The 12,597-nt window shown below is 50.5% G+C and carries 13 protein-coding genes and 1 pseudogene; 13 read left to right on the forward strand and 1 reads right to left on the reverse strand.

Annotated elements, in window-relative coordinates; genetic code table 11:
* Positions 1 to 2 precede the first annotated feature (2 nt).
* From MTP41_RS14405 to MTP41_RS14455, 11 genes and pseudogenes are all read left to right on the forward strand, one after another.
* Positions 3 to 1,068, forward strand: a pseudogene (locus tag MTP41_RS14405) (tyrosine-type recombinase/integrase).
* Entirely contained in the window at positions 1,065 to 1,394 is a 330-nt protein-coding gene (locus MTP41_RS14410; protein WP_015538530.1) for a plasmid mobilization protein, read from the forward strand. Before MTP41_RS14405 ends, MTP41_RS14410 begins: the two are co-directional and overlap by 4 nt.
* Complete coding sequence (locus MTP41_RS14415; RefSeq protein WP_249235799.1) at positions 1,391 to 2,515, forward strand: AAA family ATPase; 1,125 nt, start codon at positions 1,391 to 1,393, stop codon at positions 2,513 to 2,515. The genes MTP41_RS14410 and MTP41_RS14415 overlap by 4 nt, the downstream gene beginning before the upstream one ends.
* A gap of 85 nt (positions 2,516 to 2,600) precedes the next feature.
* On the forward strand, positions 2,601 to 2,834 hold the full coding sequence (locus MTP41_RS14420) for a complexin-2 (RefSeq protein WP_097778380.1): 234 nt from the start codon (positions 2,601 to 2,603) through the stop codon (positions 2,832 to 2,834).
* A 253-nt stretch (positions 2,835 to 3,087) separates the two neighbouring features.
* Complete coding sequence (locus MTP41_RS14425) at positions 3,088 to 4,356, forward strand: plasmid recombination protein (RefSeq protein ID WP_249235800.1); 1,269 nt, start codon at positions 3,088 to 3,090, stop codon at positions 4,354 to 4,356.
* A gap of 207 nt (positions 4,357 to 4,563) precedes the next feature.
* Positions 4,564 to 4,776, forward strand: a complete 213-nt coding sequence (locus tag MTP41_RS14430; protein WP_442900312.1) for a helix-turn-helix domain-containing protein — start codon at positions 4,564 to 4,566, stop codon at positions 4,774 to 4,776.
* Positions 4,776 to 5,684 (forward strand): Dam family site-specific DNA-(adenine-N6)-methyltransferase, encoded by a 909-nt coding sequence (locus tag MTP41_RS14435; protein WP_055184330.1) that lies wholly within the window; start codon positions 4,776 to 4,778, stop codon positions 5,682 to 5,684. Before MTP41_RS14430 ends, MTP41_RS14435 begins: the two co-directional genes overlap by 1 nt.
* Positions 5,681 to 6,391, forward strand: a complete 711-nt coding sequence (locus MTP41_RS14440; RefSeq protein WP_055184332.1) for a hypothetical protein — start codon at positions 5,681 to 5,683, stop codon at positions 6,389 to 6,391. Before MTP41_RS14435 ends, MTP41_RS14440 begins: the two co-directional genes overlap by 4 nt.
* Positions 6,392 to 6,413: 22 nt before the next feature.
* Complete coding sequence (locus MTP41_RS14445; RefSeq protein ID WP_055184335.1) at positions 6,414 to 7,382, forward strand: caspase family protein; 969 nt, start codon at positions 6,414 to 6,416, stop codon at positions 7,380 to 7,382.
* Positions 7,383 to 7,403: 21 nt separating this feature from the next.
* Complete coding sequence (locus tag MTP41_RS14450; protein WP_081028370.1) at positions 7,404 to 7,793, forward strand: TIR domain-containing protein; 390 nt, start codon at positions 7,404 to 7,406, stop codon at positions 7,791 to 7,793.
* The gene (locus tag MTP41_RS14455; protein ID WP_249235801.1) at positions 7,793 to 8,248 is read left to right on the forward strand and encodes a toll/interleukin-1 receptor domain-containing protein; all 456 of its coding nucleotides are present in this window, start codon (positions 7,793 to 7,795) and stop codon (positions 8,246 to 8,248) included. The genes MTP41_RS14450 and MTP41_RS14455 overlap by 1 nt, the downstream gene beginning before the upstream one ends.
* A 269-nt stretch (positions 8,249 to 8,517) precedes the next feature.
* Here the strand turns inward: MTP41_RS14455 and MTP41_RS14460 are convergent, their stop codons facing one another.
* Positions 8,518 to 10,473: a glycerophosphodiester phosphodiesterase family protein gene (locus tag MTP41_RS14460; RefSeq protein WP_249235802.1), complete on the reverse strand. Its 1,956-nt coding sequence runs from the start codon at positions 10,471 to 10,473 to the stop codon at positions 8,518 to 8,520.
* A gap of 366 nt (positions 10,474 to 10,839) precedes the next feature.
* Here MTP41_RS14460 and MTP41_RS14465 point away from each other — a divergent pair, with 366 nt between their 5' ends.
* Complete coding sequence (locus tag MTP41_RS14465; protein WP_097777948.1) at positions 10,840 to 12,159, forward strand: carboxyl transferase domain-containing protein; 1,320 nt, start codon at positions 10,840 to 10,842, stop codon at positions 12,157 to 12,159.
* A 49-nt stretch (positions 12,160 to 12,208) separates the two neighbouring features.
* Positions 12,209 to 12,589, forward strand: coding sequence for a biotin/lipoyl-containing protein (locus MTP41_RS14470; protein WP_005940233.1), 381 nt, complete (start codon positions 12,209 to 12,211; stop codon positions 12,587 to 12,589).
* The last annotated feature ends 8 nt before the right edge of the window (positions 12,590 to 12,597 follow it).

The following is a 12,597-nucleotide window of genomic DNA, read 5'->3' on the forward strand; positions in this document are numbered from 1 at the left end:
GGATGCCAGCCTACAAGGACAACAGGCAGGGCACATGGTACGCTTCCTAACTGGCAAGGTGTGAAGCAGAAGAAGCTGAAACGGGGATTTGCCACCAAGAAGGATGCTCTGGCGTGGGAGCGGGAGTTCCTTCTTCAACAGGCGGCAGACCTGACCATGACATTTGAAGCCTTTGTGGAAATTTATATCACGGACAAAAAGAAGCGACTCCGGGAAAACACATGGTTTACCAAGGAGCATATCATCCGAACGAAAATCTTACCGTATTTCAAAGAAAAGCGGCTCAGCGAGATAAAGCCACGGGATGTGATTGCATGGCAGAACGAGATGCTGAACTACCGGGACAAAAACGGCAAGGCCTACTCGCCGACCTACCTCAAGACGCTGCATGGACAACTCAGTGCCATTCTGAATCACGCCGTCCGGTTCTACGGGCTGAAATCAAACGCAGCAGCCACAGCCGGGTGCATGGGGTCGGAAAAGCACAAGGAGATGCTCTTTTGGACAAAGGAGGAGTACCTCAAGTTCGCGGAAGCGATGATGGACAAGCCGCAGTCCTATTACGCTTTTGAGGTCCTCTACTGGTGTGGCATCCGGGAGGGCGAGCTGCTGGCTCTGACTCCAGCAGACTTCGATTTGGACAAGGGGCTGCTCTCCATCACCAAATCCTATCAAAGGCTGAAAGGCCGGGATGTGATCACCGACCCGAAAACATCCAAGAGCGTCCGGGTCATCCAGATGCCGCAGTTTCTGACGGACGAGATCAGGGACTATCTGAAATCCCTCTACAAAGTCCAGCCGGATCAGCGGATCTTTGAGGTGACCAAGAGCTACCTGCACCACGAGATGGACAGGGGAGCCAAGGAAGCCGGGGTGAAGCGCATCCGAATCCACGACCTGCGGCACTCCCATGTATCGCTGCTGATCGAGATGGGCTTCTCGGCGCTGGCAATCGCAGACCGGGTGGGGCATGAGAGCGTGGACATCACCTATAAGTACGCCCACCTCTTCCCCTCAAAGCAGCAGGAGATGGCGCAGAAGTTGGATATGGAGCGAAAGGAGGGATGAAGATGGAACGAGTACTCGACCAGCAAGGCCGCTGGCGGAACAAGGTGGTAGCCTTCCGAATGTCCCCGGAAGAGGACGAGGTTCTGGAAGCCAAAGTAAAGCTCTCCGGGCTGACCAAACAGGAGTATATCATCCGCCGCTTGACCGATCGGGAGATCACCGTGGTAGGCAACCCAAGGGTCTACAAAGCCCTGCGAGACCAGATGAAGCTGATCTATCAGGAATTGCAGCGGCTGGCCGTGGATGAAGAAGTTCCGCCGGACTTGCTGGAGACCCTGCAAATGGTGGCTCTGACGTTGAACGGACTTAAGGAGGAATGCGAATGACGGACAATAGAAAAACGACCGTACCGGGTGCATCTGTTGGCGCAGATGCGGTACAGTCGTCTCACAAAACTAGCACCAATATTATAACAAATTCGGACAAGCAAATCAATCTGCAAGCCGCGAAAAAATCAAACAATTTCGGGCTGAACACGATATCAATGACCGAACTGTATGACACGGTCTATCCACCAAGGAAACCAATCGTGAATGACCTGCTTTACAGCGGAACGTACCTCTTCGTAGGTGCGCCAAAGGTGGGCAAGTCCTTCTTCATGGGGCAGCTTGCCTACCATGTGGCGATGGGGCTTCCGCTGTGGGAGTACGAGGTGCATCAGGGAACAGTCCTCTATCTGGCCTTGGAAGACGATTACGCCCGGTTGCAGCGGCGGCTCTCCCGGATGTTCGGGGTGGAGGAGACCAGCAATCTCTACTTCGCAACACAGGCCAAGTCCGTGAGCGAAGGACTTGACCAGCAGCTGGAAGGCTTCATCCGGGAGCACCCGGATGTGCGGCTCATCATTATCGACACCCTGCAGAAGGTGCGGGAGATCGGCGGTGAACGATATAGCTACGCCAGCGACTACGAGATCGTGACCAAACTGAAAACTTTCAGCGACAGGTACGGCATCTGCCTGCTGGTGGTTCATCACACCCGGAAGATGGAAGCCGAGGACAGCTTCGATATGATTTCCGGCACCAACGGTCTGTTGGGTGCAGCGGATGGCGCGTTCATCATGCAGAAGAAGCGGCGTACAGATAATACCGCTCTGCTGGACATCGTGGGGCGTGACCAGCCGGATCAGGAGCTGACATTGGAGTTTGACCGGGAACGCTGCGTGTGGGAGTTCCAAGGAGCCGAAACGGAACTTTGGAAGCTGCCGCCCGACCCGCTTCTGGAAGCGGTGGCAAAGATGCTCAGCCCGGAACAGCCAGAGTGGAGCGGTACGCCCACGGAGCTGCTGGAACGTCTGTCTGGTGTGAGCATACAGGCAAACATCTTGACCCGGAAGCTGAACGTGAGTGCCGACAGGCTCTACAACGATTATGGAATTCGGTACGAAAGCAAGCGCACCCATGAGGGCAGAGTGGTCAAATTAACGCTGGAAAATTCTGAGGCGTGACGATTCGTGACGGTTGTGACGGTATTTTTGCTACTATGTAAAATACCGTCACAATCGACACAACCGACACGGGATGGTGATAATGATGAAAAATGTGCAGATTTCGCAGGAACTTTTCGTCGCCTTGCTGCATTATCATTTGAGCGGCGAAAATGAGTACGAAGAGGTCATTGAGCAGGGTCTGGAGCAAAAATTGGATGCGATGTTGCGGCATGAGCTGTATGCCCAGTACAAGACAGCACCCACCGAGGAACAGCGGGAGCAGGCTCGGCAGGAGTATCTGGACAGACGAGGCGTGCCAGAAAGCTTCCGCTGGTGAGCCCCTCTATTGGCAAAGTACAGGAGCGTGTCACGCTCCTGTGAATGCAATCATGCAGGAAGGTGGTGTTGGACCGGGTAGCGGTGAGGTGCAGCGAAACCTCGTCCGCAGACGGAAGCCCCCGGCAGGGCGCAAAGGCATCTTTTGATGGACGGAACGTCTGTCAAAAGTGCTTTTGCGTTACTTTCGACGAAAGTAACAAAGCCTTTGCCGTGTCCGGCACCAGTTACTTCCACAGAGAAAGGACGTGCGATTGAAAAGAACCATTTCCGCAATGCGGGGTCCCGGCTCCCTCAACCATAACCGGAGAAGTTTCACCGCTGAAAACGTAGACCCGAAGCGCAGCAGTCTGAATGTCGTGTACCGTGATGAGTCGATTCAGAAGGTGTACCACGAACTGTTTGACGAGGCAGTGAAGCGTTACAATGCCAAGCAGAAGCGCAAGGACCGCTGTATCACCGACTACTATGAGCACCTGCGGACAGGCAAGCAGGAAAAGCTTTTCCATGAGCTGATCGTCCAGATCGGCAACAAAGATGATATGGGTGTCCTGACCGAGAATGGCGCACTGGCGAAGGAACTGCTGGACGAGTATATGCAGGGCTTCCAAGAGCGGAACCCGACACTGCGGGTGTTCGGGGCTTTCCTCCACATGGACGAAGCTACGCCCCATCTGCACATCGACTTCGTGCCGTATGTGTCCGGCTGGAAGGGCAAAGGACTGGACACCAAGGTGTCCCTGAAGCAGGCGCTGAAAGCCTTGGGCTTTGCAGGCGGTTCTAAACGGGAATCCGAGCTGAACCAGTGGATCAACGCCGAGAAAGAGCAGCTTGCCGCCGTGATGGAGCGGCACGGCATCGAGTGGGAACAGAAATGCATCCACGAAGAGCACTTGTCTGTGCTGGACTTCAAAAAGCAGGAGCGTAGTAAAGAGGTAGCGGCTCTGGAAGCTGCCAAGCAGGAGTGCCAGACCGACCTGACCGAGATGCAGGAACAGCTGGAAACAGCGCAGACAGCCGTAGAAGCCGCTGAACAGCGGGTACAGAAAGCAGAGCTGACCTACCAGAAGCAGAGCCAGAAGCTGAACAAGCTGGCTCCCATCATGGAGGGGCTGGAAAACCTGTCAGCGCAGTACTCCCAGCGGCCAGAAGAATGGGTGCCGGAAGCAGCCATGTTTGAGACCGCCAAGAGTTACCGAGAGAAAAAGGCCATGCCGCTGATCCAGAAGTTGGTGAAGGTACTCTTTGCCCTCCATCGGAAGTACTGGGAGGTCAAGGATGAGCGGGATAAGTATCTGTACTTCTATCAGGACGAGAAGAAAGCTACCCATCATCTAAGCCAGCGGCTGAAAGAGGTGGAGGCTGAAAACTCTCAGCTCTATGCGATGAAACGTGATTTCAGGCGAGTATGGAACTATTTCGGTGCCGAAAAGATGCAGCAGGTCATTGGGCTTATGAGGGGGCAGGAACAGACCGCGGATAGAAGCCAGAAGAAGAACAGGCAGAACAGCGTAGAACTGTAAGCATAGCGGCCCTTACTACCAGCACATTGATAGTAAGGGCTGCTAAATATTAAAATATTAACAGAAAGGAACAAAGAAATGCGAAATAGAAAGACAAAAACTGTAAAGAATTTATATAAAATCTCACAATATTATGAGATAATCTTGATTTTTGCAATTGTACTCGATATACTAATAATTAAGAATGGGATGAAAACGAGGGGTATAATGCAGATTTCATATGATAAGCTATGGAAATTGCTAATAGACAAGAAAATGAGTAAGACAGAATTAAAAGATTTAGCAGGCATTAGCTTTAATATTATTGCGAAACTGGGAAAATGCGAAGCGGTGTCAATGGAGAGTATGTACAAGATTTGTACCGCATTGGATTGTAATATAGGTGATATTATGGAATTTTTGAAACCGGGGGTGGTTTAATGAATGGGAAGATTCCTCATATTGTGCAATATCAAGGTTCAAAAAGAGTATTGGCACCTCAAATACTGCAATATATGCCGGAGCGATTTAACAGATTGATAGAACCATTTTCTGGAATGGCGGCAATTAGCATTGCGACAGCATACGAAAATAGGACGAATAGCTTTTTGGTAAATGATCTTAATAAGCCATTGGTAGACATGCTTCAAGAGGCCATTGAAAAGCCTGAGCAGTTGATCATGAATTACTCAAAAGTGTGGGAAGAACAATTTTCCTACGGAGAAAATCATATCCAACATTTTTATGATGTACGAGAGCGTTTCAATAATGGGGAGAAAACATCCGCCAATATGCTATATTTGCTGGCTCGCTGTGTTAAAGGAGCGGTCAGATATGGGAAAAATGGAAATTTCAATCAGTCCCCTGATAAGCGGCGACATGGAACAAACCCTAAGACTTTGGCACAGAATGTCTACAAGGTATCGCGACTTTTAAAAGGAAAGACGGAGTTTGTATCAAAAGACTACCATGAAATTTTAGAGATGGCCCAACCTGGCGATTTGGTTTATATGGATCCGCCGTATCAAGGCGTTACAAATGTTCGGGATAATCGTTATTTTTCAGGTGTTCCCTTTGATGAGTTCGCAGAATCTTTGAAAATCCTTAATAAAAAAGGTGTTGACTATCTTATCAGCTATGATGGTGAATGTGGAGGAAAAGAATATGGAGAAGACCTGCCGGAAGATTTGAAATGTAAAAAAGTTATGCTGAATGCGGGGCTTTCAAGTCAAGCACTTTTGCTGGGAAAGAAACAAACAACATTTGAAGCTTTGTATATAAGTGAAGCATTGATTCAAGAAATTGATAAAGAACCTGAACAATTATCCTTTATGGAGGCAATCGGATGACAGAATACCCCAAAGAATTCTTGGAGCTATTGGAGAGTGTGACAGCCAAGAGACCCAGAACGGTAATTCAGCATATATTAAAAAATGGATATATTACGTCTGAGGAATTAAAGGATGTTTATGGGTATAATCATCCGCCGCGTGCAGTAAGAGATGTTCGCGAGTATGGAATACCGCTTGTGACATATAGAGTCCAAGGGTCGGATGGCAGAAAGATTGCAGCATATAAATTTGGCGACCCTCACGAAGTACAAAATGCATTATCGAAAACAGCGGGACGAACGGTTTTATCAAAAGCATTAAAACAGGCCCTTATTGAAAAATATGGAGCTAGATGCTTTATCTATCTTGAAGAGATGGATGAGTCAAAACTGCAAGTAGATCACAGAGTACCGTATGAGATTGGCGGAGAACATGATGAAAAAGACATAGATTATTTTATGTTGCTTAGCCCATCGGCAAACCGTGCAAAATCGTGGACATGTGAGCATTGTGAAAACTGGGAAACGAAAAATCCGAGTTTTTGTATGAGGTGCTATTGGGCACATCCTGAAGATTATGACCATGTTGCTGGAAAACCGGAAAAGTTGGTGTCAATTGTGTTCACGGGCGATGAAGTTGATGACTATAATAAGTTAATTGCATTATCTGGCGAAGATACTGCGCAGGCGGTAATAAAAAGGATTTTGCATGAGCACCTGAAGTGAATGAAGGAAAGGAAAAACAGAAATGAGAAAGGCGTTGGTTGTAGGCATTGATCAATATACGGGTTGTCCATTACATGGATGCTGCAATGATGCAGATGCCATTGCAAATGTCCTCAGTAAAAATGGTAATGGTTCTCCTAATTTTGACGTAAGGATAGAAAAGAATGTTTCTAGCAAAGCAGAACTTCGTGGGATGATTGATGAATGCTTTGCGGGCGATTCTGATATTTCGCTTTTTTATTATTCAGGGCACGGATACATAGATTCTGTTGGTGGCTATTTGGTGACACCTGATGCTACACAGCACGATTATGGAGTCTCCTTGCAAGATGTTTTGACAATTGCCAATAATTCAAAAGCAAAGGAGAAAATCATTATTTTGGATAGTTGCTATTCTGGCTTTATGGGAAACATAAACACATCGGGGCAACAAACAGCAATAATTAATGAGGGTGTAACAATATTAACAGCTAGTCGGTCGAATGAAACATCTGTGGAATCTCATGGACACGGAGTTTTTACCTCGCTGTTGATTGAAGCACTAATGGGAAGTGCTGCTGATGTGACGGGTCATGTTACGCCAGGCGGAGTGTATGCGTATATTGATAAAGCGTTAGGACCTTGGGAACAACGCCCGGTTTTTAAGACAAATGTTACGAGGTTTACATCACTGCGCGATGTTACACCTCAGGTGGATTTGTCTGTTATTAGGAAACTGTGCGATTATTTCTCTAGCGAAAATGAAAACCTGAACATTGATCCGTCTTATGAACCTACGAATTCTCCAACCGTCACACATGAGGTTATAGAGCCTTATGCAGTTGAAGAGCATACCAAAATCTTTTCGGATTTACAGAAGCTGGAGGGAGTAGGCTTAGTTGTACCAGTAGGCGAAGAACATATGTATTATGCTGCAATGAAGTCAAAAGCATGTGCCTTAACAGCTATCGGAAAACAATATTGGAGATTGGTCAAAGCTGGACGCATTTGAACAAAAGAAAGGGTGTGAACTATGGCAAAAAAGAGAGCATTTATTAGTTTTGATTATGATAACGATGTGGATTTGAAGGCTTTGCTGGTAGGGCAAGCTAGAAATCCAGATTCACCTTTTGAAATTGTGGATATGTCCATAAAAGAAACGATTGAAAGCAACTGGAAGGAGAACGCGAGACGAAGAATAAAGGGCTGTGATGTCGTAATTGTAATATGCGGAAGATACACAAATTTTGCTACAGGTGTTAGCGCAGAAGTAAAAATTGCTCAAGAGGAAAATGTTCCATATTTTTTACTGTGGGGCAGATCGAGTGGTACATGTGTTAAACCGGTAGCAGCAAGATACACGGATAAAATTTATACTTGGACGTGGGCAAACTTGAAAAAGCTAATTGGGGGTGCAAGATAGTGAAAATTTTTATTTCACATAAGCAAGAAGACTCGGATACAGCAAATAGACTTGCAAGTGAATTGAGATCATTAGGGATACCCTATTATCTCGATATTCTTGATTCTACGGTAACGACAAGTGGCAAGGCATTAACGGAACATATAAAAAGCAACTTAAATGATTGCACAGATATTATTGTTATAATGTCGGAGGCAACACGGTTCTCGCAATGGGTTCCGTTTGAAGTGGGAATGTCAGCACAAAATGATATGCCAACGGCAACGTTTCTTAAGAGCAACGTTTCGTTACCTGAATTTCTGGAGTATTGGCCTAGATTAAAATATCCAAGCGATATTGCTAAATACGTTAGTACCAGAAGAGAAGTCCAGGATGAATATGTGAGATATGATATGGCGCAAACGACAAAGTCGCAGACAGAACGTTTCTATGATGTGTTGAAGCGAAGATTGTAATTCAAAGACAAAATTTGCGTGATACTATCCTGATACTAAAAAATCAGCAAGCCACATCTAGCACAGCAATCTCATGAAAAAGTGAACATTCAAGAATAGCGTTACTAAACAAATTTGTTTAGCGAGAATCCAAACTTACCGAGCTCGAATAATCTTTCTTGATAAAACTGGATCAGGTAAACTTGTAAGCCCCCTGCCGGTGATGAACTGGCAGGGGGCTTTTTATGTGTGTACGGGTAGTTTAACAGAATACTTGATGTTTGCCGCGATTACGACGCATCCAGCAATTCGTCCGGGTCCTCGATGGCTTCTTCGATGGTCTCTTCCTCAGGAGTGGGTTCATCGACATCGGACGGAGCGAACAGGTCACAGATGAAGTCGCGCAGGAGGACGAGGCTGTTGTCAAGGTCGGCATCCTCGCTCAGCAGCTGCTGGATCATATCCGGCTTATCGGTGATCAGGTCGTCCACGCCGATGCTCAGCAGTTCGCTGGCATCCTCTTCGCGGTTGACGGTCCATGCGGAGATCGTCTTGCTGCGCTTATGGATCTGCTGCACCATACCGGAGGTGATAAAGGTGGACTGTACGCTGAAGAAATCTGCGGCAGGCAGATCGTAATAACTGCCCACGCCCAGTGCAAGGATATAGCCGGTCCGGATCTCCGGTGCCAGCTCCTTGACCTTGCAGAGGGTCTCATAACTCTGCGAGGTGATGGTGCAGTCCTGCGCAAAGCCTTTTTCGCGGATGATGCGGATGGTTTCCGCTTCCAGCTCCGGGGTGGCGGCATTGGGCTTGATCTCAATGTTCAGCTGGATCTTACCTTTGCACAGGTCCAGCACTTCTTCCAGTGTGGGAACTTTGGCACCAGTGTACTTCTGGCCGAACCAGCGCCCGGCATCCAGCTTGCGAACCTCGTTACAGGTCAGGTCGTAGATGTTCTCGTTGCGGCCGGTGCAGCGGCGCAGGCTGGTATCGTGGGTCACCATGACCACGCCGTCCCTGGTCATCTGCACATCCAGCTCGGCCCACTCGCAGCCCTGATCGATGGCCAGCTGGAAAGCGGGCAGGGTGTTTTCCGGTGCGGCAGCGGAGTAGCCGCGGTGCGCGGTGACTACCGGCGCAACGCCGCCCAGCATGGAGAGCAGCTCGTCGTCTCTGGGTAGGGCAAGGTAACAGAATGCCAGCGCAAAGGTGAGCAGAGTAGCACCCGCAACCGATGCACCCAGAAGCAGCCTGCCGGTGGAACGGTGATGCTTTCCGCTCTGGACCGGCTCCGGCTCAGAGGGGAGAGATTCCCGCAGGCGGCAGTACAGCATGGCGAGGATCGTGCACTGCGCCATGGTGATGGCGCAGTCGATCAGGAACTGGAAGAAAGGCATCTCAATGGCCAGCGCCGCGCGGGACAGTGCAAACATAGCCTGTGTGCTCTGCAGCCCGACCGCGATGATGATGCCGTACAGCGGCACGGCAACCGCTGCCGTCAGCAGCAGGGAACGTAGGACGACCGAGAGGTTCCAGCGCAGCAGCAAAAGAAAAGCGCGGAAGACGCGCCTGCGGATGCAGCAAAAGCTTTCCTTTACCGACTGCCACAGGCTTTTGCGCTCCAGCACGAACAGCGGCAGCACCAGCACCCAGCTGACACAGAGGAACAGCAGGGCGGCACCGGCAGCCAGATAGAGCAGGTAATACCGGCTGTTTGCCCGGATGACACCCATGATGTATTCCGGCACGGCAAGCTGCGTGATATAGTTATAGGCGAGGAAGAAGTTGGTGAACGGGATCAGCACGGCACTGTAGACCAGAACGAGCCAGTTCTGCGGCAGGAATGCGTGGCGGATATCTGCAAGAGAGGTGCGCAGCAGGGCGGGCAGGCGGATCGTTTCGCCCTTGCGGGCAAGATCCAGCCCATGCAGCAGGACGGAAAACTCATACAGCGCCCAGAACGCGGTCAGGATGGCAATGAGCGTGATGCACAGGATGATCGCGGGGGAGGAAAAGATATCAGAAGCGTTGTTGTTGTTCAGGTAGTGCATGGGTGCGAACCGCAGCGTGAGCGACCAGAGCTGCTGCATCAGGGGGACGAACAGCAGGTTCGTTGCAGCCTTATACAGGACGATGACCGCGAGCAGGGGGATCTCGGCGCGGCGGATGATAGCCCGGGCGGAGTGCTTCATGGAGTGGTAGGTTTCGTTGGAGGCGCGGAGTGAAGTGAGCAGATCTTTCAATTTGACATGGCCTTCCTTTTATATTCTGCAAAATGACCCGTCCCGAAGCTTCCCGGCGGGCTGTTCTGCGAAAAAAATTTACATATTAAATATAGTGTAACATAACTTCCTATAAAATAAAATGCAGCAGGAGCAGACAGAATCCACAAAATTGAAAGAGAATTTTTGACAGCCGAATGTGCGGCGCAAAATGCCCGCAAAAAGGCGGGAAAGCAGAGAAACGATGAATCGTTAAAAAATTGTAGAACTTTGCGCGACAGATGTTGATTCGCATGGACTTTTATAGAATCTCTTGCATTTTTATGGAAAATTCAGTATAATAAAACTAATTTTGAAAGCTCACACAGACAACCAGGAGGTCTTACCATGGCTTCAAAGATCAATAAGGGAGAAATCCTCGCCAAGTTTTTTGATGACGGGGAATACACTGCACTGTTTGCTGACGGTGCAGTGAGCGCTGCCTGCGGCTATGCGGCAGGTCAGCAGGCTTACGCTGTTTACCAGAACGGCGAAGCTGTTACCGTAAAGGATGTTGAAAAGAACATCAAGGTTCTGGAGATGGCAGCACAGACTGGCTGCCCGGTCGTCACCTTCTATAACTCCGTTGGCGCAAAGCTGGCTGAGGGTCTGGACGTGCTGACCGCCAGCGCAAAGCTGAATGCGCAGATCGCAAAGGTTTCCGGCGTGATCCCGCAGGTGGCTGTTGTTCTGGGTGTCTGCGGCGGCACCAGCGCACTGAGCGCTGCCAATGCAGATGTCTGCATCATGGCTGAGGGCGCAGAGCTGTTCTTCACCGCTCCGTTCACCTCTGCTGCCAAGGGCGACAAGGTGACCGATGCCGGCACCGCAGCCGCCGCTGCAAAGGCTGGCGTGGCCGCCATTGTGGCACCCACTGCTGAGGAAGCTGCCGAGAAAGCTGCTCACATCGTGGGCCTGCTGCCGGCCAACAACCTGACCGGCCCTGCGATCTTTGAGTTCGAGCAGCCCACTGCTGCTCTGGCTGCCGGTGCAGAGCCTGCAAAGGCTGCTGCTGCCGTGGTCGATAAGGACAGCGCTGTGGAGCTGTATGCAGGCTTTGGCAAGTCTGTTTACACTGCATTTGCCACCGTGGGCGGCAACGCCGTGGGCGTTGTGGCCACCGGCAAGACCCTGTGCCACAACTGCGTGGCCAAGGCTTCCCGCTTTGTGCGTCTGTGCGATGCCTTCAGCGTGCCGGTGATCACCATTGTGGATACCGAGGGCTTTGTGCCCAGCGCGACCGACGACATTGCAGGCGGCATCCGTGAGGCTGCCCGTCTGGCTGCTACCTATGCCGACGCTACCACCGCAAAGGTGGCTGTGCTGGCTGGCAAGGCCGTCGGCCCTGTTTACACCGCTCTGGCTGCTGCCGATCTGCGCATTGCCGTGGCTGGCTGCACCGTCAGCGCACTGGAACCCAGCGCAGCGGTCAGCGTCCTGTACAAGGAAGAGATCGATGCTTCCGACAACATCATTGCAGCCACCAACGCAAAGGCTGCTGCTTACACCGCCGAGGTGTGCAGCGCAGCAAATGCAGTTGCCTGCGGCGCTGCTGACCTGACCTGCGATGCAGCCAATGTGCGTGCAAGCGTTGTTGCCGCACTGGAACTGCTGAGCACCAAGCGTGCTGCCCGCCTGCCCAAGAAGCACGGCAACATGGCTCTGTAATCGTCTGTATAAATCTTTTTGATACGATTTTGATTTGGAGGATCCTTCCATGAAGTACTACAATATTACCGTCAATGGCGTTGCTTACAGCGTCTCCGTGGAGGAGACTGCCGCTGGTGCTGCTCCGGTTGCTGCTGCAGCTCCTGCCGCACCCGCTGCTCCTAAGGCTGCTCCGGCTCCCGCTGCTGCTCCCAAGGCTGCTGCAGGCGCTGCTGGTGCCGTTGCCGTCAAGGCTCCCATGCCCGGCAACATTCTGGATGTCAAGGTCAAGGCCGGTGCATCCGTGAAGGCTGGCGACGTGCTGGTGATCCTGGAGGCCATGAAGATGGAGAACGAGATCGTTGCTCCGCAGGATGGCACTGTGGCTTCCATCAACGTCAACAAGGGCGACACCGTCAACTCCGGTGACGTTCTGGTTTCCATGAACTAAGGGAGAGG

This window comes from Faecalibacterium sp. I4-3-84 (genome assembly GCF_023347255.1).
Lineage (GTDB): Bacteria > Bacillota > Clostridia > Oscillospirales > Ruminococcaceae > Faecalibacterium > Faecalibacterium taiwanense.

What these genes read in the sequence shown, in the direction of transcription:
- MTP41_RS14410 (WP_015538530.1), top strand. Translation starts at nt 1,065, where the DNA reads ATGAAGATGGAACGAGTACTCGACCAGCAAGGCCGCTGGCGGAACAAG.
- MTP41_RS14415 (WP_249235799.1), top strand. Translation starts at nt 1,391, where the DNA reads ATGACGGACAATAGAAAAACGACCGTACCGGGTGCATCTGTTGGCGCA.
- MTP41_RS14420 (WP_097778380.1), top strand. Translation starts at nt 2,601, where the DNA reads ATGAAAAATGTGCAGATTTCGCAGGAACTTTTCGTCGCCTTGCTGCAT.
- MTP41_RS14430 (WP_442900312.1), top strand. Translation starts at nt 4,564, where the DNA reads ATGCAGATTTCATATGATAAGCTATGGAAATTGCTAATAGACAAGAAA.
- MTP41_RS14435 (WP_055184330.1), top strand. Translation starts at nt 4,776, where the DNA reads ATGAATGGGAAGATTCCTCATATTGTGCAATATCAAGGTTCAAAAAGA.
- MTP41_RS14440 (WP_055184332.1), top strand. Translation starts at nt 5,681, where the DNA reads ATGACAGAATACCCCAAAGAATTCTTGGAGCTATTGGAGAGTGTGACA.
- MTP41_RS14445 (WP_055184335.1), top strand. Translation starts at nt 6,414, where the DNA reads ATGAGAAAGGCGTTGGTTGTAGGCATTGATCAATATACGGGTTGTCCA.
- MTP41_RS14450 (WP_081028370.1), top strand. Translation starts at nt 7,404, where the DNA reads ATGGCAAAAAAGAGAGCATTTATTAGTTTTGATTATGATAACGATGTG.
- MTP41_RS14465 (WP_097777948.1), top strand. Translation starts at nt 10,840, where the DNA reads ATGGCTTCAAAGATCAATAAGGGAGAAATCCTCGCCAAGTTTTTTGAT.
- MTP41_RS14470 (WP_005940233.1), top strand. Translation starts at nt 12,209, where the DNA reads ATGAAGTACTACAATATTACCGTCAATGGCGTTGCTTACAGCGTCTCC.